General features: G+C 63.2%; 18 protein-coding genes and 1 tRNA gene. 1 reads left to right on the top strand and 18 read right to left on the bottom strand.

What is annotated here, in order from left to right; translation table 11 throughout:
- The 15 genes from tuf to secE all read right to left on the bottom strand — a co-directional run.
- Positions 1-944, bottom strand: a 944-nt coding sequence (tuf, locus tag BM353_RS16275; RefSeq protein ID WP_092082801.1) for an elongation factor Tu, incomplete at its 3' end; no start/stop codon positions are given.
- Positions 945-1,025: 81 nt separating this feature from the next.
- Positions 1,026-3,143 carry an elongation factor G gene (fusA, locus tag BM353_RS16280; RefSeq protein WP_092082773.1) on the bottom strand — a complete coding sequence of 706 codons (2,118 nt, stop codon included), beginning with the start codon at positions 3,141-3,143 and terminating at the stop codon, positions 1,026-1,028.
- 27 nt (positions 3,144-3,170) lie between these two features.
- Complete coding sequence (gene rpsG, locus BM353_RS16285; RefSeq protein WP_092082775.1) at positions 3,171-3,641, bottom strand: 30S ribosomal protein S7; 471 nt, start codon at positions 3,639-3,641, stop codon at positions 3,171-3,173.
- Between the two features lie 12 nt (positions 3,642-3,653).
- Complete coding sequence (gene rpsL / locus BM353_RS16290) at positions 3,654-4,025, bottom strand: 30S ribosomal protein S12 (protein ID WP_005621086.1); 372 nt, start codon at positions 4,023-4,025, stop codon at positions 3,654-3,656.
- Positions 4,026-4,368: 343 nt separating this feature from the next.
- Positions 4,369-5,136 (bottom strand): hypothetical protein, encoded by a 768-nt coding sequence (locus BM353_RS16295; protein ID WP_143104202.1) that lies wholly within the window; start codon positions 5,134-5,136, stop codon positions 4,369-4,371.
- Between the two features lie 158 nt (positions 5,137-5,294).
- Entirely contained in the window at positions 5,295-9,533 is a 4,239-nt protein-coding gene (gene rpoC, locus BM353_RS16300) for a DNA-directed RNA polymerase subunit beta' (protein WP_092082779.1), read from the bottom strand.
- Between the two features lie 205 nt (positions 9,534-9,738).
- Entirely contained in the window at positions 9,739-13,875 is a 4,137-nt protein-coding gene (gene rpoB, locus BM353_RS16310) for a DNA-directed RNA polymerase subunit beta (RefSeq protein WP_092082783.1), read from the bottom strand.
- A gap of 237 nt (positions 13,876-14,112) precedes the next feature.
- The gene (rplL, locus tag BM353_RS16315; RefSeq protein ID WP_092082784.1) at positions 14,113-14,493 is read right to left on the bottom strand and encodes a 50S ribosomal protein L7/L12; all 381 of its coding nucleotides are present in this window, start codon (positions 14,491-14,493) and stop codon (positions 14,113-14,115) included.
- 81 nt (positions 14,494-14,574) lie between these two features.
- The gene (rplJ, locus tag BM353_RS16320; RefSeq protein ID WP_092082785.1) at positions 14,575-15,093 is read right to left on the bottom strand and encodes a 50S ribosomal protein L10; all 519 of its coding nucleotides are present in this window, start codon (positions 15,091-15,093) and stop codon (positions 14,575-14,577) included.
- A 292-nt stretch (positions 15,094-15,385) separates the two neighbouring features.
- The gene (locus tag BM353_RS16325) at positions 15,386-16,516 is read right to left on the bottom strand and encodes a glycosyltransferase family 61 protein (RefSeq protein ID WP_177220578.1); all 1,131 of its coding nucleotides are present in this window, start codon (positions 16,514-16,516) and stop codon (positions 15,386-15,388) included.
- A gap of 109 nt (positions 16,517-16,625) precedes the next feature.
- Entirely contained in the window at positions 16,626-17,537 is a 912-nt protein-coding gene (locus tag BM353_RS16330; protein WP_092082789.1) for a glycosyltransferase family 2 protein, read from the bottom strand.
- Between the two features lie 9 nt (positions 17,538-17,546).
- Positions 17,547-18,245, bottom strand: a complete 699-nt coding sequence (gene rplA, locus BM353_RS16335) for a 50S ribosomal protein L1 (RefSeq protein WP_092082791.1) — start codon at positions 18,243-18,245, stop codon at positions 17,547-17,549.
- Position 18,246: 1 nt separating this feature from the next.
- Positions 18,247-18,672, bottom strand: a complete 426-nt coding sequence (gene rplK / locus BM353_RS16340) for a 50S ribosomal protein L11 (protein ID WP_092082793.1) — start codon at positions 18,670-18,672, stop codon at positions 18,247-18,249.
- 135 nt (positions 18,673-18,807) lie between these two features.
- Positions 18,808-19,341, bottom strand: coding sequence for a transcription termination/antitermination protein NusG (gene nusG / locus BM353_RS16345; RefSeq protein WP_092082795.1), 534 nt, complete (start codon positions 19,339-19,341; stop codon positions 18,808-18,810).
- 213 nt (positions 19,342-19,554) lie between these two features.
- Positions 19,555-19,752, bottom strand: coding sequence for a preprotein translocase subunit SecE (gene secE, locus BM353_RS16350; RefSeq protein WP_092082803.1), 198 nt, complete (start codon positions 19,750-19,752; stop codon positions 19,555-19,557).
- 570 nt (positions 19,753-20,322) lie between these two features.
- Here secE and BM353_RS16355 point away from each other — a divergent pair.
- Positions 20,323-21,309, top strand: coding sequence for a LuxR C-terminal-related transcriptional regulator (locus BM353_RS16355; protein WP_092082797.1), 987 nt, complete (start codon positions 20,323-20,325; stop codon positions 21,307-21,309).
- A 36-nt stretch (positions 21,310-21,345) separates the two neighbouring features.
- Here BM353_RS16355 and BM353_RS16360 read toward each other — a convergent pair.
- The 3 genes from BM353_RS16360 to BM353_RS17240 all read right to left on the bottom strand — a co-directional run bounded on the left by BM353_RS16360 (position 21,346) and on the right by BM353_RS17240 (position 22,476).
- Positions 21,346-21,421: transfer RNA gene (locus tag BM353_RS16360), tRNA-Trp, on the bottom strand.
- An 87-nt stretch (positions 21,422-21,508) separates the two neighbouring features.
- Complete coding sequence (locus BM353_RS16365) at positions 21,509-22,171, bottom strand: CatB-related O-acetyltransferase (protein WP_092082799.1); 663 nt, start codon at positions 22,169-22,171, stop codon at positions 21,509-21,511.
- Between the two features lie 248 nt (positions 22,172-22,419).
- Positions 22,420-22,476, bottom strand: a complete 57-nt coding sequence (locus tag BM353_RS17240) for a hypothetical protein (protein ID WP_200941610.1) — start codon at positions 22,474-22,476, stop codon at positions 22,420-22,422.
- Positions 22,477-22,485 lie beyond the last annotated feature (9 nt).

The following is a 22,485-nucleotide window of genomic DNA, read 5'->3' on the forward strand; positions in this document are numbered from 1 at the left end:
CCACCTTCGTCCTTGGTCAGGATGTAGGCCTCGGCCTCGAACTTCGTGTGCGGCTTCACCGAGCCGGGCTTGCAGAGCACCTGGCCCCGCTCGACGCCTTCACGGTCGATGCCGCGCAGCAGCGCGCCGATGTTGTCGCCCGCTTCACCGCGGTCGAGCAGCTTGCGGAACATCTCGACGCCCGTGCAGGTCGTCTTCTTGGTGTCCTTGATGCCCACGATCTCGAGCTCGTCGCCGACGTTCACAACACCGCGCTCGACACGGCCGGTCACAACCGTCCCGCGGCCGGAAATCGAGAACACGTCCTCGATCGGCATCAGGAACGGCTGGTCAACCGCGCGCTCGGGCGTCGGGATGTAGTCGTCAACCGCCGCCATCAGCTCCTTGATCTTCTCTTCGCCGATCTCCGGGTCACGCCCTTCCATCGCCGCCAGCGCCGAGCCCGCGATGATTGGGATATCGTCGCCGGGGAAGTCGTAGGAGGACAGCAGCTCGCGGATCTCCATCTCGACGAGCTCCAGAAGCTCCTCGTCATCGACCTGGTCGACCTTGTTCATGAAGACAACCAGCGCCGGAACGCCAACCTGACGCGCCAGCAGGATGTGCTCGCGGGTCTGGGGCATCGGGCCGTCGGCCGCGTTCACCACCAGAATGCCGCCGTCCATCTGCGCCGCACCGGTGATCATGTTCTTCACGTAGTCGGCGTGGCCGGGGCAATCAACGTGCGCGTAGTGACGGTTCTCCGTCTCGTACTCCACGTGCGCCGTCGAGATCGTGATCCCCCGCGCTTTCTCTTCCGGCGCACCATCGATCTGATCGTAGGCCTGGAAGTCACCAAAGTACTTCGTGATCGCCGCCGTCAGCGTCGTCTTCCCGTGGTCAACGTGACCAATCGTGCCGATGTTCACGTGCGGCTTGTTACGTTCAAACTTTTCCTTAGCCATGATGGCCTCCTGTCTTGTCGGATGGTGGGGCGGGCCCACCCTACTGGGGTTGGGTAGGGCGGGGTTATCCCCGCCACCCGGTTATGCGTATTTCGCCTGAATCTCGTCGGAGATGTTCTGCGGGACCGGATCGTAATGGTCGAACTGCATCGAGAACTGCGCGCGGCCCGAAGACATGGAGCGCAGGGTGTTGATGTAGCCGAACATGTTGGCCAGCGGCACGAAAGCGTCGATCGCAACGGCATTGCCGCGCGGTTCCTGGCCGGTGACCTGCCCACGGCGGGAGGTGAGGTCGCCGATGATCCCGCCGGTGTAGTCTTCCGGGGTGATCACTTCGACCTTCATGATCGGCTCGAGCAGTTTCGCACCGGCCTTCCGCATACCTTCGCGCATGCCCATACGAGCTGCGATTTCGAAGGCGAGGACGCTGGAGTCCACATCGTGGAACTTACCGTCGACCAGGGCCACCTTGAAGTCGATGACCGGGAAGCCGGCAAGCGGGCCGCTGTCCATCACGGACTTGATGCCCTTCTCGACGCCGGGGATGTATTCCTTGGGAACAGCACCACCAACGATCCGGCTTTCGAACGAATAGCCTTCGCCCGGCTCGGTCGGCGAGATGATGAGCTTGACCTCGGCGTACTGACCGGACCCACCCGACTGTTTCTTGTGGGTGTAGGTGTGCTCGACCTCGTGACCGATGGTCTCACGGTAGGCCACCTGCGGCGCGCCGATGTTGGCTTCCACCTTGAACTCGCGCTTGAGGCGGTCAACGAGGATGTCGAGGTGCAGCTCGCCCATGCCCTTCATGATGGTCTGACCGGACTCGATGTCGGTCTCGACGCGGAAGGACGGGTCTTCTGCCGCAAGACGCTGCAGACCCTGAGACATTTTCTCCTGGTCGTTCTTCGTCTTGGGCTCGACCGCAATCTCGATCACCGGATCGGGGAAGGTCATCGTCTCGAGGACAACCGGCTCCTTGGTGTCGGACAGGGTGTCACCGGTGGTGGTGTCCTTCAGACCCGCAAGCGCGATGATGTCGCCGGCAAATGCCTCTTCGATCTCTTCGCGGTTGTTGGAGTGCATCATCATCATCCGGCCGATGCGCTCTTTCTTGCCCTTCGTGGAGTTCAACACGGTTTCGCCCTTGGAGAGCGTACCCGAGTAGATCCGGGTAAAGGTGAGCGAGCCGACGAAGGGGTCGTTCATGATCTTGAACGCGAGGCCGGAGAACGCCATTTCATCGTCCGCACGGCGCGGGATGTTGCGTTCTTCGTTCTCGTCACCCGGTGCGAAGCCCATGTAGTCAACCACGTCGAGCGGGCTCGGCAGGTAGTCGATCACGGCGTTGAGCAGCGGCTGGACACCTTTGTTCTTGAAGGCCGAGCCCCCGAGAACCGGGACGAAGTGCAGCGCAAGCGTGCCCTTGCGGAGCAGAGCGCGCAGCGTCGGAACGTCGGGCTCATCGCCTTCGAGATAGGCTTCCATCGCGTCGTCGTCTTCCTCGACGGCCGCCTCGATCATCTTGCCGCGCCATTCTTCGGCCATGTCCTTGAGGCTGTCGCGGATCGGAGCCTTGATCCAGGACGCGCCCAGATCTTCACCCTGCCAGAGCCACTCTTCCATGGTCACGAGATCGATCAGACCTTCGAGCTCGGTCTCTGCGCCGATCGGAATACCGACGGGAACGGCGCGCGCACCGGTGCGATCCTCGACCATCTCGACACAGTTGAAGAAGTCCGCGCCGATCTTGTCCATCTTGTTGACGAACACGATACGCGGAACCTTGTAGCGGTCAGCCTGGCGCCAGACGGTTTCGGTCTGGGGCTCGACGCCGGCGTTGGCGTCAAGCACGCAAACGGCCCCATCGAGAACCGCGAGCGAGCGCTCGACTTCGATGGTGAAGTCCACGTGGCCGGGGGTGTCGATGATGTTCAGACGGTGCTTGGGCGTGTCTGCGGTCTCGCCATCCTCGGTGCGCTCCCAGAAAGTGGTCGTCGCAGCGGAAGTGATGGTGATCCCGCGTTCCTGCTCCTGCTCCATCCAGTCCATGGTCGCGGCGCCATCATGCACCTCGCCGATGTTGTGGGACTTGCCGGTGTAGTAAAGGATGCGCTCGGAGCAGGTGGTCTTGCCTGCGTCGATATGCGCCATGATCCCGAAGTTACGGTACCGGTCGAGGGGATATTCGCGTGCCATTGGTTCGGTCCTGAGGCCTGAGGTGAATTACCAGCGATAGTGGCTGAACGCTTTGTTGGCGTCGGCCATCTTGTGGGTGTCTTCGCGTTTCTTGACGGCAGAACCGCGGGATTGAACGGCGTCGATGAGCTCACCGGCGAGACGTTCTTCCATGGTGTTCTCGTTACGGCCGCGCGAGGCAGTGATGAGCCAGCGGATCGCCAGCGCCTCACGGCGCTCGGGGCGCACTTCGACCGGCACCTGGTAGGTGGCGCCACCAACACGGCGAGAGCGAACCTCGACCGAGGGTTTGATGTTGTCGAGCGCTTCGTGGAACACCTCAACGGGCGCGCGCTTGATCTTGGTCTCAACGCGGTCGAGCGCGTTGTAGACGATCTTCTCTGCGACCGACTTCTTGCCGTCGATCATCAGGTTGTTCATGAACTTGGTCAGAACCCGGTCGCCATACTTGGCGTCGGGCAGCACTTCGCGTTTTTCTGCGGCGTGACGACGAGACATCTATGTATCCTCTTACTTCGGACGCTTGGCGCCGTATTTCGAACGGCGCTGCTTACGATCCTTGACGCCCTGCGTGTCGAGCACGCCGCGCAGGATGTGGTAACGCACACCGGGAAGGTCTTTCACACGGCCGCCACGGATCAGGACAACGGAGTGTTCCTGAAGGTTGTGGCTTTCGCCGGGGATGTAGGAAATCACCTCGAACCCGTTGGTCAGGCGCACCTTGGCGACCTTCCGCATGGCGGAGTTCGGCTTCTTCGGCGTGGTCGTGTAAACCCGGGTGCAGACGCCGCGTTTCTGCGGGCACTGTTCCAGGTGCATCGACTTGGAGCGTTTAACTTTCGGCTGCCGCGGTTTGCGGATCAGCTGCTGGATCGTTGGCATTCCGGTCTATCCCCGTATTTGCACACATGTGTAGGCACGTCGCGACGTGCGGGTTTCAATTTCCTCGCGATCTGCGCGTCCGCAAAACGCAAAAACCGCATCCGTCCGTATCTGTTGGACGACGCGGCGGGTCTCCAGAGGATCGGGGCAAACGAGCCCGGATCTTGACCACTTCAGTTCTGATTTTCGGCACCGGAAAGCATGGCCTTCCGCCGAGGTGGGGCTGCTATAGGGGGAGTCGGAAAGGTTGTCAACAGCATCACACCGGGGGCAGCCCCGTGAAACCGCCGACTGTCAGAGACGAGCAGCGGCCCTGAGCCCGGCTATGCCCCGGGCCGATGCCTCACCGCACCCCCCGGAACGCCGCCGCGAGGCTGTCGAGCGGTGTTCCGCCCTGAAGGAATTGCAATTTCGGGGTGCCCTCCACGTATTCGGGATCGAACACGGACACATTGAAGAAGCAGGCCGGTGATGTCTGCGCGGTCGAGCCTTCGGGTACGCCGCAGCTGGTGTTGCTGCCCGCCCGGACAGTGAGAGACAGCCCGTCGCCCAGGGTGATCGAAACAACGCTGTCGGGCGAGGAGGCATCGACGCCCCCGATCCGCAGCTCGGATTCCTTCGCGCGGACGGCCGAGCGGATCAGGACCAGCCGCGCATCGGGATCGCGCGTCCGCAACAGGATGTCCGGGTCGGCCCCGTCCTCGACCAGTTCCGTCACATAGCCCGCGAGCGCCGAAACAAGCCGGCCGTAATCTTCCCGCACGGCCGATTTTGCGATGAAGCTCGACATGGCCCCGACCGACGCTTCGATCAGCGCGTCATTTGCACCGACCGGCACGCCCGAGAGTTCGATCGACGCGACGTTGGACGAGCTTATGTCCGCCGGGACGGGCGCGCCGCCAACCGGCGTCAATTCCAGCACATCCACGAAATTCAGCGCGTTGGTCTCGGTGTCCCACAGAAACAGTGAGCCCGGCTCGAAGAGACCGGCGTTCTGGGTCCCGAGGTTGCCCGCGTTGGAATACTGGAAATTGGCGGTCACACGCTCCGCCGGTTTCACGCAGCCGCTCGCGGCCAAGGCGCAGGCAAGAATGCAGAATGTCTTCAACATGAGGCCATCCAATTTTTTGAGCACAATAGCCCGACTATACCGCAAAACTGCGCGCGGCGCTTGGAAATATCCGGCCCGGACCCCAGCCCCGAAACCCCGACCCATAGAAAAAGGCCCCGCGGGAGCGGGGCCTTGATCATGGCAAAAGCGATGACGCGTCAGTCGTTCTCGGGCAGATCGACCAGATTGCTGTCGTCCCCGCCGTCGTAGCTGTCATCCATCACCGGCGCCGCGAGCGCTGCCGCGGCTTCGGCCTCCTCGCGGCGCGCTTCGATCACGACATTGTCGCGGTCCTGCGCGATGCGCCGGACGCGTTGGGTCGCCCCACCCGTCCCGGCCGGGATCAGACGGCCGACGATGACGTTCTCCTTGAGGCCCACGAGCTTGTCGCGCTTGCCTTGGACAGAGGCCTCGGTGAGCACGCGCGTGGTCTCCTGGAAGGACGCCGCCGAGATGAAGGACCGGGTCTGCAGCGAGGCCTTGGTGATCCCCAGAAGGATCGGGGCCCCTTGCGCCGGACGCTTGCCGCGGGCGATGGCCTTCTCGTTGGCCTCGTCGAACTCGGCCTTGTCCACATGCTCGCCCTTGAGAAGCGTGGTATCGCCACTGTCGGCGATCTCCCACTTCTGGAGCATCTGGCGCACGATCACCTCGATGTGCTTGTCGTTGATCTTCACGCCCTGCAGCCGGTAGACGTCCTGCACCTCGTCGATCATGTAGTTCGCCAGCGCCTCGACACCCATGATGGCAAGGATGTCATGCGGCGCGGGGTTGCCGTCCATGATGTAGTCGCCCTTCTGGACGAAGTCACCTTCCTGAACCGGAATGTGCTTGCCCTTGGGCACCATGTACTCGACCTGCTCCATCGTCTCGTCAGCAGGCTCGATCGCAATCCGGCGCTTGTTCTTGTAGTCGCGCCCGAACCGGACATAGCCGTCGATTTCGGCGATGATCGCGTGATCCTTGGGACGGCGCGCTTCGAAGAGTTCGGCCACACGCGGCAGACCACCGGTGATGTCCTTGGTCTTCGCGCCTTCGCGCGGGATCCGCGCCACGACGTCACCGGCCTTGACCTGTTGACCATCCTCGCAGGAGAGGATCGCGTCCACGGACATCGGGTAGGTGATCGGGTTGCCCTGATCGTTGCGGACCGGCTCACCGTCGGAGTCCAGAAGGATGATTTCCGGCTTGAGCTCGTTGCCCTTGGGCACGGAGCGCCAGTCGGTCACGATCTTCTGGGTCATGCCCGTCGCGTCGTCGGTCTCCTCGCGCACGGCCACGCCGTTCACGAGATCCACATGGCGCACCGTCGCGTCTTTTTCCGCGATGATCGGCAGCGTGTAGGGATCCCACTCGAAGAGTTTCGCCCCGCGTTCGACCGTCTCGCCTTCCTTGACGAATATCTTGGTGCCGTAGCCCAGCTTGAAGCTTGCCCGCTCCTCGCCGTCATCACCCATGAGCGCGAGCTGCATGTTGCGGCCGATGACGATCTGTTCGCCGACCTCGTTGGAGATGAGGTTGGCACTGCGGAATTCCGCCTTGCCCGACTGGTTGGCCTCCTGGAAGGACTGCTGACCACCCTGCGCGACCCCGCCGATGTGGAAGGTCCGCATGGTAAGCTGGGTGCCCGGCTCGCCGATCGATTGCGCCGCGATGATGCCCACCGCCTCGCCGGTGTTGACCTTGGTGCCGCGCGCAAGGTCACGCCCGTAGCACTGGGCGCAGACGCCGTCATCGGCCTCACAGGTCAGCGGCGAGCGGATGCGCATGCTCAGCACCGAGGCCTCCTCGATGGCATCGGCCATGCGCTCGTCGATCATCTCGCCTTCGCTGACGAGGATCTCGTCGGTCCCCGGACGCAGCACGTCCTCGGCCGCGACGCGGCCCAGAATGCGCTCGCTGATGGAGGCGACAACCTCACCGTCGTTGACCGCCGCCTGCGCGGTGATCGCCCGATCGGTGCCGCAATCGTTCAATCGAACGATGCAGTCCTGCGCCACGTCCACGAGACGGCGGGTCAGGTAGCCCGAGTTTGCCGTCTTCAGAGCCGTATCCGACAGACCTTTCCGCGCGCCGTGGGTGGAGTTGAAGTACTCCAGAACCGTCAGGCCTTCCTTGAAGTTCGAGATGATCGGCGTCTCGATGATGTCGCCGTTCGGCTTGGCCATCAGGCCGCGCATCCCGCCGAGCTGTTTCATCTGGGTGACCGAGCCACGCGCGCCGGAGTGGGCCATCATGTAGACCGAGTTCGGTTCCCGCTCGGAGCCGTCCTCGTCGGTCTGCGTGGCGGAGATCGCGCCCATCATCGCGTCGGTGACCTTGTCGTTACACTTGGTCCAGGCGTCGATGACCTTGTTGTACTTTTCGCCCTGGGTGATCAGGCCGTCCATGTACTGCTGCTCGAAGCCCTTCACCTGCTCGCGGGTATCGTCGACGATGTCCCACTTGTGATCGGGGATGACCATGTCGTCCTTGCCGAAGGAAATCCCGGCCTTGAAGGCTTCGCGGAAGCCCATCGACATGATCTGGTCACAGAAGATGACCGACTCCTTCTGACCGCAATAGCGGTAGACGGTGTCGATGACCTGTTGCACCTCTTTCTTCCGCAGGAGGCGGTTGACGAGGTCGAACGGCGCCTTGGCGTTGAGCGGCAGATGCGCGCCGAGGCGCACACGGCCCGGCGTCGTCTCGTAGCGCTTGACGATTTCCAGCCCGTTCTCGTCGATCTGGGTGATCCGCGCGGTGATCTTGGCGTGCATGTGCACCTCGCCCGCGTCGAGCGCGTGCTGCACTTCGTCGATCGAGGAAAACGCCATGCCCTCGCCCTTCATGCCGTCGCGTTGCAGCGAGACATAGTAGAGGCCGAGGATCATATCCTGCGACGGGACGATGATCGGCGCACCGTTGGCCGGCGACAGAACGTTGTTGGTCGACATCATCAGCACGCGTGCTTCAAGCTGGGCTTCCAGCGAAAGCGGCACGTGGACGGCCATCTGGTCCCCGTCGAAGTCGGCGTTGAAGGCCGAGCAGACAAGCGGGTGCAGCTGGATCGCCTTGCCTTCGATCAACACGGGCTCGAACGCCTGGATGCCCAGACGGTGAAGCGTGGGCGCGCGGTTCAGAAGAACCGGATGCTCGCGGATCACCTCGTCGAGGATATCCCAGACCTCGGGGCGTTCTTTTTCGACAAGCTTCTTGGCCTGTTTCACCGTGCTCGACAGGCCCTTGGCCTCCAGCCGCGAATAGATGAACGGCTTGAACAGCTCGAGCGCCATCTTCTTGGGCAAGCCGCACTGGTGCAGCTTGAGCTCCGGCCCGGTCACGATGACCGACCGGCCCGAGAAGTCGACCCGCTTGCCGAGAAGGTTCTGGCGGAAGCGGCCCTGCTTGCCCTTGAGCATGTCCGAGAGCGATTTCAGCGGGCGCTTGTTGGCGCCGGTGATCACGCGGCCGCGGCGGCCGTTATCGAAGAGCGCATCGACCGATTCCTGCAGCATCCGCTTTTCGTTGCGGACGATGATATCGGGCGCGCGCAGCTCGATGAGGCGCTTGAGGCGGTTGTTCCGGTTGATCACCCGGCGGTAGAGATCGTTGAGATCCGAAGTCGCGAAGCGGCCCCCGTCGAGCGGCACCAGCGGGCGCAGCTCCGGCGGGATGACCGGAATCACGGTCATGACCATCCATTCCGGGCGGTTGCCGGATTCAAGGAAGCTCTCGACGACCTTGAGCCGCTTGATGATCTTCTTGGGCTTGAGCTCGCCGGTCGCCTCGGCGAGATCGGCGCGCAGCTGCTCGGCCTCGGACTCCAGGTCGATCTGGCTCAGCATGTCGCGGATCGCTTCGGCGCCGATGTTGGCTGTGAAGGCGTCCATGCCATAGGCGTCCTGCGCATCGAGGTATTCTTCCTCGGTGAGCATCTGCCCGTAGGTCAGGTCCGTCAGGCCCGGCTCGATCACCACGTAGTTCTCGAAGTAGAGCACCCGCTCCAGATCGCGCAGCGTCATGTCGAGCATGAGGCCGATCCGGCTGGGCAGCGACTTGAGGAACCAGATGTGCGCCACGGGCGAGGCCAGCTCGATGTGGCCCATCCGCTCGCGGCGGACCTTCTGAAGCGTCACCTCGACACCGCATTTCTCGCAGACAACGCCGCGATATTTCATGCGCTTGTACTTGCCGCAGAGGCACTCATAGTCCTTGATCGGCCCGAAGATACGGGCACAGAACAGGCCATCGCGCTCGGGCTTGAAGGTCCGGTAGTTGATGGTTTCGGGCTTCTTGATCTCACCGAAGGACCACGACAGGATCCGCTCCGGCGAGGCGAGCGAGACCTTGATCTCGTCAAACACCTTCGGCGGCGTGAGCGGGTTGAACGGGTTGTTTGTCAGTTCCTGGTTCATAGCTTTCCCTTTCAGAGGGGATTCAGAAAAAGATGATATCGACCGAGGCGGCGAGGATGAAGATCCCTGCGGATGACCGCTTTGGCCGAAGATTATTGAAAGAGGTTGGGCGGCTCTTGGGGGCCTTGAGGATCGGACCGAGTGTCGACCAGATGCCGACACTCGACCCACCGGCCCGGGGCAGCCCCCCAACCAAGATCAAAAGTTACTCATCTTCCTCCGTATCCAGGAGTTCCATGTTGAGGCCCAGACCGCGGACCTCCTTGACGAGAACGTTGAAGGATTCCGGAACACCGGCCTCGAAGTTGTCTTCGCCCTTGACGATGCTCTCGTAGACCTTGGTCCGGCCAGCCACGTCGTCCGATTTCACCGTCAGCATCTCCTGCAGGGTGTAGGCGGCGCCGTAGGCTTCCAGAGCCCAGACTTCCATCTCCCCGAAACGCTGACCACCGAACTGCGCCTTGCCGCCCAGCGGTTGCTGGGTGACGAGCGAGTACGGACCGGTCGAACGCGCGTGGATCTTGTCGTCCACCAGGTGGTGCAGCTTGAGCAGGTATTTGACACCCACCGTCACCTTGCGGCTGAACTGCTCGCCCGTGCGCCCGTCGAAGAGCACCGACTGGCCCGAGGTGTCGAAGCCCGCGCGCACCAGCGCATCGTTCACGTCGCTTTCCTTGGCGCCGTCGAAGACAGGCGTTGCGATCGGAACGCCGCGGGTCACGTTGCCCGCCGCTTCGAGAAGCATGCGCTCGTCCATGCCGGCGATGCCTTCTTCGTAAACCTCGTCGCCATAGGCCAGGCGCAGCGCCTCGCGCACCGGTGTGAGATCACCGGACCGGCGGTACTCGCCGAGCGCGTCGTCCACGTGGATGCCGAGACCGCGCGCGGCCCAGCCCATGTGGGTTTCGAGGATCTGACCGACGTTCATCCGGCTCGGAACACCAAGCGGGTTGAGGCAGATGTCGACCGGGGTGCCGTCACCGAGGAAGGGCATGTCTTCCATCGGGACAACCCGCGAAACCACACCTTTGTTGCCGTGGCGGCCGGCCATCTTGTCGCCCGGCTGCAGCTTACGCTTCACCGCGACGAAGACCTTGACCATCTTCATCACGCCCGGCGGCAGGTCATCCCCGCGACGGACCTTCTCGACCTTGTCCTCGAAGCGGGCATCGAGCGCGCGTTTCTGCGCCTCGTATTGCTCGTTGAGCGCCTCGACGTGCTTGGCGTCTTCCTCGCCCTCAAGCGCAAGCTGCCACCACTGGCCGCGGCTGAGCGTGCCCAGAAGCTCCTCGGTGATCTCGGAGCCGGACTTGATGCCCTTGGGCCCCTTCACCGCGGTCTTGCCGAGGATCATGCCTTGAAGACGCGCGTAGATGTTGCGGTCGAGAATGGCGAGTTCGTCGTCCCGGTCACGGGCCAGACGCGCCACTTCCTCGCGCTCGATCTGCAGCGCACGTTCGTCCTTTTCGACACCGTGCCGGTTGAAGACGCGCACCTCCACAACCGTGCCGTAGTCGCCCGGCTTCACGCGGAGCGAAGTATCGCGCACGTCGGAGGCCTTTTCGCCGAAGATCGCGCGGAGGAGCTTTTCTTCCGGCGTCATCGGGCTCTCGCCCTTCGGTGTGATCTTGCCCACGAGGATATCGCCCGGCTCCACATCGGCGCCGATGTAGACGATGCCGGCCTCGTCGAGGTTGCGCAGAGCTTCCTCGCCGACGTTGGGGATATCGCGGGTGATCTCTTCCGGCCCGAGCTTGGTATCACGGGCGGCGACTTCGAATTCCTCGATGTGGATCGAGGTGAAGACGTCATCCCGCGCGATGCGCTCGGAGATCAGGATCGAGTCTTCGTAGTTGTAGCCGTTCCAGGGCATGAAGGCGACGACGACGTTCTTGCCGAGCGCCAGTTCCCCGATGTCGGTCGAGGGACCATCGGCGATGACCTCGCCCTTCTGCACCGTGTCACCCACCTTCACCAGCGGGCGCTGGTTGATGCAGGTGTTCTGGTTGGAGCGCTGGAACTTGCGCATGCGGTAGATGTCGACCCCGGGATCGCCCGGCTCGAGATCTTCCGTCGCCCGGATCACGATCCGCTGGGCGTCGACCTGGTCGATGATGCCCGCGCGGCGCGCCATGTAGGCGGCCCCGGAATCGCGTGCCACGACCTCTTCGATGCCGGTCCCGACCAGCGGCGCCTCGGCGCGCAGGAGCGGAACGGCCTGACGTTGCATGTTGGAGCCCATGAGCGCGCGGTTGGCGTCGTCATTTTCCAGGAACGGGATGAGCGAGGCCGCGACCGAGACCAGCTGCTTGGGCGAGACGTCGATGAGATCCACCGTCTCGCTCGGCGCGAGGGTATAGTCGCCCGACTGGCGGGTGTTGACCATCTCGTTCACGAACTTGCCGGTCTCGTCGAGGTTGGCGTTCGCCTGGGCCACGGTGTGGCGCATTTCCTCGGTGGCGGACATGTAGTGAACCTCGTCGGTCACCTGCCCCTCTTTCACCACGCGATAGGGCGTCTCGATGAAGCCGTACTTGTTGACGCGCGCGAAGGTCGCCAGCGAGTTGATCAGGCCGATGTTCGGGCCTTCTGGCGTCTCAATCGGGCACATCCGGCCATAGTGGGTCGGGTGCACGTCGCGCACCTCGAAGCCCGCGCGTTCGCGGGTCAGACCGCCCGGCCCGAGCGCCGACAGGCGACGCTTGTGCGTCACTTCGGAGAGCGGGTTGGTCTGGTCCATGAACTGCGACAGCTGCGAGGAGCCGAAGAACTCGCGGACAGCCGCGGCGGCCGGCTTGGCGTTGATCAGATCCTGCGGCATGACCGTGTCGATCTCGACCGAGGACATGCGCTCCTTGATCGCGCGCTCCATGCGGAGCAGCCCGACGCGGTACTGGTTCTCCATGAGCTCGCCGACCGAGCGCACCCGGCGGTTGCCGAGGTGGTCGATGTCGTCAATCTCGCCCTTGCCGTCGCGCAGCTCGACCAGCGCCTTGATACAGGCGACGATGTCTTCGCGGTCCAGCGTCCGCTGGGTGTCGGGCTTGTCGAGCGCAAGACGCATGTTCATCTTCACGCGGCCGACGGCGGAGAGGTCATAGCGCTCGCTGTCGAAGAACAGCGTCTCGAAGAGCGCGGAGGCCGCCTCGACGGTGGGCGGCTCGCCCGGGCGCATGACACGGTAGATGTCCATGAGCGCGCCGTTGCGGTCCATGTTCTTGTCCTGCGCCATGGTGTTGCGCATGTAGGGGCCGACGTTGATGTTGTCGATGTCGAGCACCGGGATCTCGGTGACGCCCGCATCGACCAGCTCCTTGACGGTCCCGCCGATGATGTCGCCGTCCTTGTCGCGCTCGAGGGTGAGCTCATCGCCCGCCTCGACATAGATCGCGCCGGTCTCTTCGTTGATGATGTCCTGCGCGACGAACTTGCCCTCGATCTGGGCAAAGGGCAGCAGCAGCTCCTTGACCTGACCGTCGTCGATCAGCTTTTTGACGGCGCGCGGCGTGACCTTCTTGCCCGCCTCGGCGATCACTTCGCCGGTGTCGGCATCCACGAGATCATAGGTCGGGCGCGTGCCGCGGACCCGCTCGGGGAAGAATTTCGTCGCCCAGCCGGTATTGCGCACCAGCGTGTAGGACACGGTGTTGTAATACGCGTCCATGATGGCTTCCTGATCGAGGCCGAGCGCGTAAAGAAGCGTGGTCACCGGAAGCTTCCGGCGACGGTCGATGCGGGCGAAGACGATGTCTTTCGCGTCGAATTCGAAGTCGAGCCAGGAGCCGCGGTAGGGGATGATGCGGCAGGCGAAGAGCAGCTTGCCCGAGCTGTGGGTCTTGCCTTTGTCGTGGTCGAAGAACACGCCCGGTGAGCGGTGCATCTGGGAAACGATGACCCGCTCGGTGCCGTTCACGACGAATGTGCCGTTGGGCGTCATCAGGGGCATGTCGCCCATGAACACGTCCTGTTCCTTGATATCCTTGACCGATTTGGCCCCGGTGTCCTCGTCCACATCGAACACGATCAGACGCAGGGTGACCTTCAGCGGCGCGGAATAGGTCATGTCGCGCTGCTGGCATTCCTCGACGTCGTATTTCGGCTTCTCGAGCTCGTATTTGACGAACTCCAGAACGGCGGTCTCGTTGAAATCCTTGATCGGGAAAACCGACTGGAAAACGCCCATGATGCCCTCGCCATCGGTGGGCTGAGGCTGGTCGCCAGAGTTGAGGAACAGATCATAGGAGGATTTCTGAACCTCGATGAGGTTCGGCATCTCCAGAACTTCACGGATTTTACCGAAATATTTACGAAGACGCTTCTGGCCTAGGAAGGACTGAGCCATATCAGGTGTTACCTTTCGTATCTCACCGGGCGCTGCGCATCGTCGGGCTACGACGCCGCACCCACTTGAGAGGGGTCTGTCCGGATCAATTCATGGCAACCGTCCCACCGGCCGCCTCCCGATCCGCGTGACCTACCCAAGAAAACCCCGAGGTTGCGGGCCTTTCTAAGACAGGTCAGGCTGGGCCCGGATTTCCCGGACCCAGCCTCAACGATCCCCGCCAGAGCGGGTCTCAGATCACTTGAGCTCGACTTCGGCGCCTGCCGCTTCGAGCTTGCCTTTGATCTCTTCGGCTTCGTCTTTGGAGACCTGCTCCTTGACGGCCTTGCCACCAGCTTCAACCAGCTCTTTGGCTTCTTTGAGGCCAAGACCGGTGATCGAGCGAACTTCCTTGATCACGTTGATCTTGGAGGCACCGGCCGACTTCAGGATGACGTCGAATTCGGTTTGCTCTTCAGCTGCGTCGCCGCCGGCGTCGCCTGCCGGGCCCGCCATCATGACCGCGCCGCCGGCTGCGGGCTCGATGCCGTACTCGTCTTTGAGGATGGTTTTGAGTTCTTGTGCTTCCAGCAGGGTCAGACCAACGATGCTTTCCGCGAGTGCTTTCAGATCAGCCATTGTATCAGCTCTTTCCGTTTACAGTGTGTGTTTTCCAACGTGGGCAGAGGCGCCCTACGCCGGCCATTCAGTGCCAACCGCTTACGCAGCTTCCGCCTTCTCTTCGATGGTCGAAAGGATGCTTGCGATGTTGCTTGCAGGTGCGCCAATCGCGCCGGCAATGTTGGAGGCCGGTGCGCCAATGCAGCCGACGATGGAAGCAATAAGCTCATCGCGGGAGGGCATTTTCGACACGGCTTCAACGCCTGCACGGTCCAGAGCATTCTCACCCATGGAACCGCCAAGGATCTCGAACTTCTTGTTCTCCTTGGCGAAATCCTCGGCCACCTTGGCTGCTGCCACGGGGTCCTCGGAATAGGTCAGAACGGTCATCCCTTTGAGCAGGTCACCCATGTTCTCACACGGCTTACCCTCAAGGGCGATCTTGGCGAGCTTGTTCTTGGCAACACGCACAGACCCACCCGCATCGCGTGCACGCGCGCGCAGGTCTTGCATCTCGGCAACTGTCAGACCGGTGTAGTGGGCTACGACCACCACGCCAGAGCTTTCGAAGATCTGGCCGAGTTCCTCGACCACTTTCTCTTTCTGGGCTCTATCCACAGTTCTCTCCAGGTTAGGGATGAAACATCCCGGCTCATTTTGATGCCGTCCCCGTCACCGGGTCGGGCGGTCAAGTCCGCATTACGGGATTTAGCCAAAGTCGCCCGAAGGTTGTAAAACCCTCGATCTTTCAATGGTCTTCACCCGTCTCAGGAGGGAAATTAAGACCCGATCGAAAGGGCCACCCACCGTCTTGGACGAAACGAAATAAAGCGCACGACGAATCGCACGCTTTACTCCGCGGTTCCTCTTAGGGAAAAAGTTACCGGGTTCCAAGAGGCAATCGGCGGTTTTACCCCGATGCGCCGCCTGCCGTCTCGCGCGCGCCGGTCGCAGCGCCCGGCCCCCGGTCGCGCTCGACTGTCTCAAAGCCGCAGCCGAGCTTCTCGGCATAGGCATCCCGCACCGCCGCCCGCGCGCCTGCGTCCAGGTTGGTCCAGGGCCGCGCGTCATCAATGAAGCCATGGCGCACCAGATCCGCCCCAAGGGCAGGCATGTCAAGCTCCGCGTAGCGCGCCCAGTTCTTGTTGGCGATATTGTCGCGCACGTGCTGGCGCGTGATGCGATCGAGGATCGCCGGCCGCCGGCCCATGAACCCGGCGAGATTGGGCCCGATATCCTTGGCCCCGTTGCCCCGCCGCAGCACGACCGCCACGTCCTGATCCTCGCGCGCGAGGAAGGCCACCAGATGCAGCGCGGTGCTGTCGGGCGAGATGATCCGGGAGGCGCCGAGATAGGCCGCGATCTGTTCCTCGATGGAGACCCGCTCCGGGCGGAACGACAGGTAGCCTTCGCGCTCCAGCAATTCCGAGAGCCGCGCCTCGTCAAAGACCCCGCCGCGCCGGAGCCCGTAGCCTTCCCGCGATAGATAGAGCCGATCCGCCTGCCCCGGCGTGATGCCCGCGCTGAGGCGATCGCGGATGAACCGCCGAAATTCGGGTGTACCGCTGGCCAGAGGGCCGATGCCACAGCCCTGCCGTGGGACGATCAGCCGCTCCACCCGGACCGAGCCGGTGAGGACTTTGACCGCCCCCTCGACCCCGCACCGGCGCAGCAGGTCCTCCTGAAACCCGCCCTCGCGGATCTCCATGAATTTCTGCCGCTTCGTGGGCAGATAGAGGATCCCGTCGAGCGCCGTGTCCAGATGCTCCAGCGCCCAGAGGCGCGCGAGGGATTCGAACAGGAAGTGACCGAAGTGGCTCCAGTAGTCCCCGGCGAAGAGCCATGTTCCGGCAAGCGGCTCCACCTCCGGCAACGCCGCAAGATCAACCATCTGAGACGGATGCTGAAAGCCGAGCCGGCTGATCGCCCCCTCGACGACCGGCGCCCCGACCCCGTCCACCACGTTGAGACGGCGGATCGTGGGGGGCTGCAGGATATGGGCGTTGCGAATGTCCGCGATGCCGGGGGAAAGCTCTTGCATGGCGCGCGTCACGGGCGCGCGTCGTGCACCCGTCCTCATGATCTCATCACTATCTCATCACTGCGCCAACCCTATGGCCTGGGCCCGCGCGCGTCCAGCGCAGCGCGCCTCAGGCGTTCGGGATCTGCCGCGCCACCCGCGCATCGAGATCGAGATCAAGCGCCATGCCCACGCCGGCCTCGCACATCCGCGCAAACCGCGCCTCGCTCACCCCGTACAAACTCGTGAAGATCGCGCGCAAGGCCGCCTCCGGCTCCGCGCCGCCACGCGCCTCATGCAGCCGTTTGGCCAGCGGCCCGGTGAACCCGCGCGCGCTCAGCCGCCAGTCAAGCTTGTCCCGCCAGCTGTCGAAATCCGGCGCGTTGAGGTGAAGCAAATGCGCCCCGCTCTGCGGGCCGAGCACCCGCTCGGCAAGCTTTTCGCCATCGCCGCCATGGGCCCAGTGTTGGCGCAAACGCACGCCCGGCTGGCCACTGCGTATCGCGGATTTGCCCCCCGCATGACCAACGAGCCCCATGCGCTTGGGGCCAAAAAGCGCGGTGTCCTCCTGATAGATCCGCCGCGCGATGTCGCGCTCCATCGGCAGCCGAAACAGGGTGTCGCGCGCCTTCACTTCGGGCAGAACCGCCTCAGCAGTCATGACCCGCACCGCAGGCAGATCCGCCGGCTGCGCAGCCAGAAGCGTCCCGATCGTCCCATGGTTTACATAGAGAAATTCGTCGGCATCGAGGTTGAGGAGCCAGTCCTCTCGCGTCTGCCGGTAGACCCAGGTCAGCCCCGCATTCTGGCGCCGGGTGAACCGCGCCGCGGGCGAAAGCCCGAGACCCTCCCAGAATGCCGCGTCGCATCGCACGCAAACGATCCCGGGATGCGCGCTCAGGACCCCGATCGCGGGGTCCCGAGGATTGTCAAACAAAAGCGTCAGCCCCGCCGCGCCCTGATCGAGATACCATGCCGCGAACCTCAGCGTCGCCGCCAGCGGTTCGTTCAGAATGGCCCCGACACGCCAGGACGCGGTCATGGCCCGCGCTTATTCGCCTGCGGCGTTGGCGACGTCGATCGAAACGCCGGGGCCCATGGTCGAGCTCAGCGCGATCTTCTTGAGATAGGTGCCCTTGGCGCCGGTCGGCTTGGCCTTGGCCACAGCCGTGATAAAGGCGCGCACGTTTTCGACGAGCTTGGCTTCGTCAAACGACGCCTTGCCCACGCCCGCGTGCACCACACCGGCTTTCTCCGCCTTGAACTGCACCTGGCCGCCCTTGGCGTTCTCCACCGCTTGCGCGACATCCATGGTCACCGTGCCCACCTTGGGGTTCGGCATCAGGTTGCGCGGCCCGAGGACCTTACCCAGACGGCCGACGATCGGCATCATGTCCGGGGTCGCGATGCAGCGATCGAAATCGATGGTGCCGCCCTGAATGGTCTCCATCAGGTCCTCTGCGCCAACGATATCCGCGCCGGCGGCCTTGGCCTCATCGGCCTTGGCACCACGGGCGAAGACGGCGACGCGCACGGTCTTGCCGGTGCCATTCGGCAGGCCGACAACGCCGCGCACCATCTGGTCCGCATGGCGGGGGTCGACGCCAAGGTTCATCGCGATCTCGATGGTCTCATCGAATTTCGCCTGGGCGTTGGACTTGACCAGTGCGACCGCGTCCTCCACCGACAGGTTGTCCTTGCCAGCGAAAGCCTCGCGTGCGGCGCGGGTCCGTTTTCCGAGCTTTGCCATCTTACTTCACCTCGATGCCCATGGAGCGGGCAGAGCCCAGGATGATCTGCATCGCCGCTTCGATATCCTTGGCGTTGAGATCCTTCATCTTCGCTTCGGCGATCTCTTTCACCTGAGCGACGGACACAGACCCGACGGTCTCACGACCGGGGTTGCTGGCGCCGGATTTCAGCTTGGCGGCCTTGCGCAGATAGTAAGACGCGGGCGGCGTCTTGATATCCATGGTGAAGGACTTGTCCTGGTAATAGGTGATCACGGTCGGGCACGGCGCGCCGGGCTCCATGTCCTGCGTCTTGGCGTTGAACGCCTTGCAGAATTCCATGATGTTGATGCCGCGCTGACCAAGCGCCGGGCCCACGGGGGGCGACGGGTTCGCTTGACCTGCCGGCACTTGCAGCTTCATCGTGCCTGCGAGTTTCTTGGCCATTGGCCTTCTCCTTTTCAACGCCGCATCGGGACGCGTCCCGGCGGCTCTGCGTTGTGTGGTCGGGCGCCGACATCGCGATGCCACCGCCTCCCACATTTCCCCCAAAACCATTTGGTCTCAGGGGGGTTACACGGATCACCCTTGCTTGGTGACCTGCGTGAATTCCAGTTCGACCGGGGTCTCCCGGCCAAAGATCGAGACCGTCACCTTGAGGCGCTGGTTGTCCTCGTCGACCTCTTCAACCATGCCGTCGAAATCCTCGAACGGGCCATCGTTGACCTTCACCCGCTCGCCCACTTCGAAGCGGATCATCAGCTTCGGCGCTTCCTCGCCCTCCTGGACGCGGTTGAGGATCTGGTTCACCTCGGCATCGCGCATCGGCATCGGGCGGCCCTGCGGCCCAAGAAAGCCGGTGACGCGGTTGATGGAGTTGATGAGGTGATAGCCCTCGTCCGACATCTCCATATGCACCAGAACGTAGCCCGGCATGAACCGGCGCTCGGTCGTGACCTTCTTGCCGCGGCGGATCTCGATGACCTCCTCGGTGGGCACAAGCACCTCGTCGATCTGGTCCTCAAGACCCTTCTCTTCGACAGAGGTCCGGATCTGCTCAGCGATCTTCTTCTCGAAGTTCGACAGGACGCTGACCGAATACCACCGTTTTGCCATTTCTTTCTCCGACCTCACCCCGGCGCGCGAAGCTCCGGTTTATGCTTTTATATCAAGGCACTAACTGCACCGAGACTGATTGTTTCGGGAATACGAAATCGGCGTGCCGCCGAATCGCCACACGCCGTTTCCCGGAAAACTCGGCGTCGACCTACCGCCAGCAGCGGTGATTTTCAACCCCCCGACCGCCCCGCAACCGAACCGGCCCGCGCCTTAGCTCACTGCGGTAAGCAGCGCCTGCAACCCATTGCGGATCAGGAAATCCACAAAAAAGAAGAACACCGCCGTAAGCGCGGCCATGACAAAGACCATCACCGTCGTCAACAACACCTCGCGGCGCGTTGGCCAGACGATCTTGGCAACCTCGGCGCGGGTCTGCTGGATAAACTGAAGCGGGTTGGACAAGGCCATGTACATTCTCTCTTTCGGCGCATTCTTCCACTGCGACAGCCGGTCAGATACGCCCACCCGCCGCCGAATGCAAGTCCCGCCGGTCTGCTTGCAGCCGCGACTCACCATCCGCACCAACGCAGGTAAATCCCGCACTTTCGCACTCCCAACACCCCCCAAACCCGCCCCACGCACTGCAAGTGGTCAGCCCTACCGCCCCTTCTTCTCTTCCAAAATACTCCCGCCGGAGGCGTCCCACCGCCCCCACCCACGCGCCCGTCAACCTACCGCGAAATTCCGTCCAGATGTGGTCACTTCGGATGACACTCCTCCCCGTGATCCCGGGCCAAACTCATTCCCGCCCCCGCCCCAAACAGGAGTGACCAAGATGGATCCCGTGCACCTCATCGCCGCCCGCGCGCCCTCCCAACTGCACCCTGCGTGCGAGGATGCCTTCTACCAGACCCACGCCCCTATAATGCCCAAGCTGCCAGCCCTTCTGCACCGGCTCGCCCGGGCGCTCACGGCGGCAACTGGACATTCCCGCACCCGTCGTCAAACTGCGCCCGACCTGACTTGAAGAGAACGCCGTTGACCACAGCCGAGCACAGCCAAGCGCTCCACGCGTCGGAAGCAGAGGTCGCCCTCGCGGTCATCGCCGCCGAAACCACCTGCTTCGCTGCCGGCGACTTTGCCGGGTGGGCGGACTGCTGGGTCCAGGACGCCCGCACACGCGAAACCTGCGTCTCAGCCCGGCTGGGGTCGACTGTGCTCGAAGGTTGGGACACGATCGAACGCTACATGCGCGGCGTCTTTGACCGCGGCGCAATCTGCGCCATCGCCGGGTTCGAACGGCACAACCTCAGCCTGACATTCAGCGGCGACCTTGCCTTCATCTCCTTCAACGGGCGCGCGTACCAGACAGACGGGCGTATCGAGCACACGTTCGAGACCCGGGTGTTGGAACGCGGCGCCTCGGGCTGGCGCATCCTGTCCTCGAGCTTCGTGCTGCGCGGGCCCCAGGGCGACGAGACCGACCGGCTGGCGGTGGACGGGCGCGGGCGGGTGCTCGCAAGCTCGGAGACGGCCCTGCAGCGGCTACAGGCCCACCCGGCGCTTACGCTCTCCCACGGGCGCCTGCGCGCCGCCCGGCCCGAATGGGACCAGCGCCTGCAGGCCGCGCTCGCCTGCGCCGCCGAGCAGCACGGCTATTTCGAACACTACCACCACGCAGCCCAAAGCGGCCGCCCCTGCCGCCTGCCTGTCGTTCTGGGCGAAACCGATAGCGGCAGCGTCGCGTTCTGCACGCTCACAGTGCGCGACGACATGACCTTCGTCGACATCCAGAATGACGCCGCGCTGGACGACCGCCTTACACTCGCGCGCGCAATCTACGGGTTGTCCGAGAGCCAGTGCGCGCTGGCCGCCCGAATCGTGGCCGGTGACAGCTTGGGCGCCGCCGCCGACCAACTCGGGATCAGCGTCAACACCGTGCGCACACACCTCTCCCGGATCTACGTCAAGACAGGCGTAAGCTCGCAGACCGCACTCGTCCGCGCTCTCCTGAGCGTCGGGTAAGACGCTCGGAAATGTGGATCAGAGAATTTTTGGAAATGGCAGGGGCAGCAGGGTTCGAACCCGCGACCTACGGTTTTGGAGACCGTCGCTCTACCAGCTGAGCTATACCCCTTCGAGGCCGTGCGATGAGATACGAAAGGCGCGACCGCATTGCAAGCGGGAAAACGCAAAGGCTGCGACTGGGAAAACCTGTCCCGGATCATCCGCGCCCCGCCACCAACCTCTCCAACGCAGTGATATCGGCAGAGGCAAGCACAGGCAGGATCTCGCGGATTTCCTCGGGGGGCATGTCCCACCATGCCAACGCCTCGAGCAGCGCCCCCACCGGATCGGGAAACCGCTGCCGTACGACACGCGCCGGGTTGCCCGCAACCACCGAGAACGCAGGCGCATCCTTGGTCACCACCGCGCCCGCACCAACGATAACCCCATTGCCCAGAGTGACCCCGGGAAGGATCATCGCCCCATGGCCGATCCAGACATCATGACCGATGACCGTATCGCCACCCGTCGCGAATTCCTCTGCGAAAAGCGGCATCACATCATGGTTGAAAATCGCGAAAGGATAGGTCGTGAACCAATTCTTCGGGTGGTCGGCTGACGAGGTAATGAACCGCGCCCCGTGAGCGATCTGGACAAACCGCCCGATACAGAGCCGCTCCGGCGCGCCCGGATGAAGGTAAGGCGCGATGCGGGCGGCGTAGTCGTCCACTGGCTCGAAATCATTGTAGTAGCTGAAGGCCCCAATCTCGAAATTGGGGTGATCAATGACCTGATCGAGCCAGACGGTATTGGGATAGACCTGCCCATCTGGCAGGGTGATGGGATGACGCAGGGACGCGTCGAGAAACGGGGCTTGCATGGCTGCACTCCGGAGAAATGAAGGTCGATTTTCTCGGTCAGTTCAGCGCAAGATCCATGTCACCCTCCGTTGCAACAGCACCCATCATACCAGATCGTCAGGCGAAACGACAGCCAGAGCCGCGGAAAATGATCGATCATTTTCCGGCCCGTTTTCCGATTGATCGGAAAACGGCAACAGGTGTCGCCGCCAGCACGAAAAAGGCCGCCCCAGGGGGCGGCCTTTCCCAAACCTGTGAAGGTTTGTGCTTACTCGACGATTTTGGCGACGACGCCTGCGCCGACGGTGCGGCCGCCTTCGCGGATGGCGAAGCG

The organism is Poseidonocella sedimentorum (assembly GCF_900116005.1).
GTDB classification, from domain to species: domain Bacteria; phylum Pseudomonadota; class Alphaproteobacteria; order Rhodobacterales; family Rhodobacteraceae; genus Poseidonocella; species Poseidonocella sedimentorum.

Bases quoted from the DNA above. Each gene is read 5' to 3' on its own strand.
- rplA (WP_092082791.1), bottom strand. From the start codon at position 18,245: ATGGCAAAGCTCGGAAAACGGACCCGCGCCGCACGCGAGGCTTTCGCT.
- secE (WP_092082803.1), bottom strand. From the start codon at position 19,752: ATGGCCTTGTCCAACCCGCTTCAGTTTATCCAGCAGACCCGCGCCGAG.
- rplL (WP_092082784.1), bottom strand. From the start codon at position 14,493: ATGGCTGATCTGAAAGCACTCGCGGAAAGCATCGTTGGTCTGACCCTG.
- BM353_RS16330 (WP_092082789.1), bottom strand. From the start codon at position 17,537: ATGACCGCGTCCTGGCGTGTCGGGGCCATTCTGAACGAACCGCTGGCG.
- BM353_RS16295 (WP_143104202.1), bottom strand. From the start codon at position 5,136: ATGTTGAAGACATTCTGCATTCTTGCCTGCGCCTTGGCCGCGAGCGGC.
- fusA (WP_092082773.1), bottom strand. From the start codon at position 3,143: ATGGCACGCGAATATCCCCTCGACCGGTACCGTAACTTCGGGATCATG.
- nusG (WP_092082795.1), bottom strand. From the start codon at position 19,341: ATGGCAAAACGGTGGTATTCGGTCAGCGTCCTGTCGAACTTCGAGAAG.
- BM353_RS16325 (WP_177220578.1), bottom strand. From the start codon at position 16,516: ATGCAAGAGCTTTCCCCCGGCATCGCGGACATTCGCAACGCCCATATC.
- rpoC (WP_092082779.1), bottom strand. From the start codon at position 9,533: ATGAACCAGGAACTGACAAACAACCCGTTCAACCCGCTCACGCCGCCG.
- rplK (WP_092082793.1), bottom strand. From the start codon at position 18,672: ATGGCCAAGAAACTCGCAGGCACGATGAAGCTGCAAGTGCCGGCAGGT.
- rpsL (WP_005621086.1), bottom strand. From the start codon at position 4,025: ATGCCAACGATCCAGCAGCTGATCCGCAAACCGCGGCAGCCGAAAGTT.
- rpsG (WP_092082775.1), bottom strand. From the start codon at position 3,641: ATGTCTCGTCGTCACGCCGCAGAAAAACGCGAAGTGCTGCCCGACGCC.
- BM353_RS16365 (WP_092082799.1), bottom strand. From the start codon at position 22,171: ATGCAAGCCCCGTTTCTCGACGCGTCCCTGCGTCATCCCATCACCCTG.
- rpoB (WP_092082783.1), bottom strand. From the start codon at position 13,875: ATGGCTCAGTCCTTCCTAGGCCAGAAGCGTCTTCGTAAATATTTCGGT.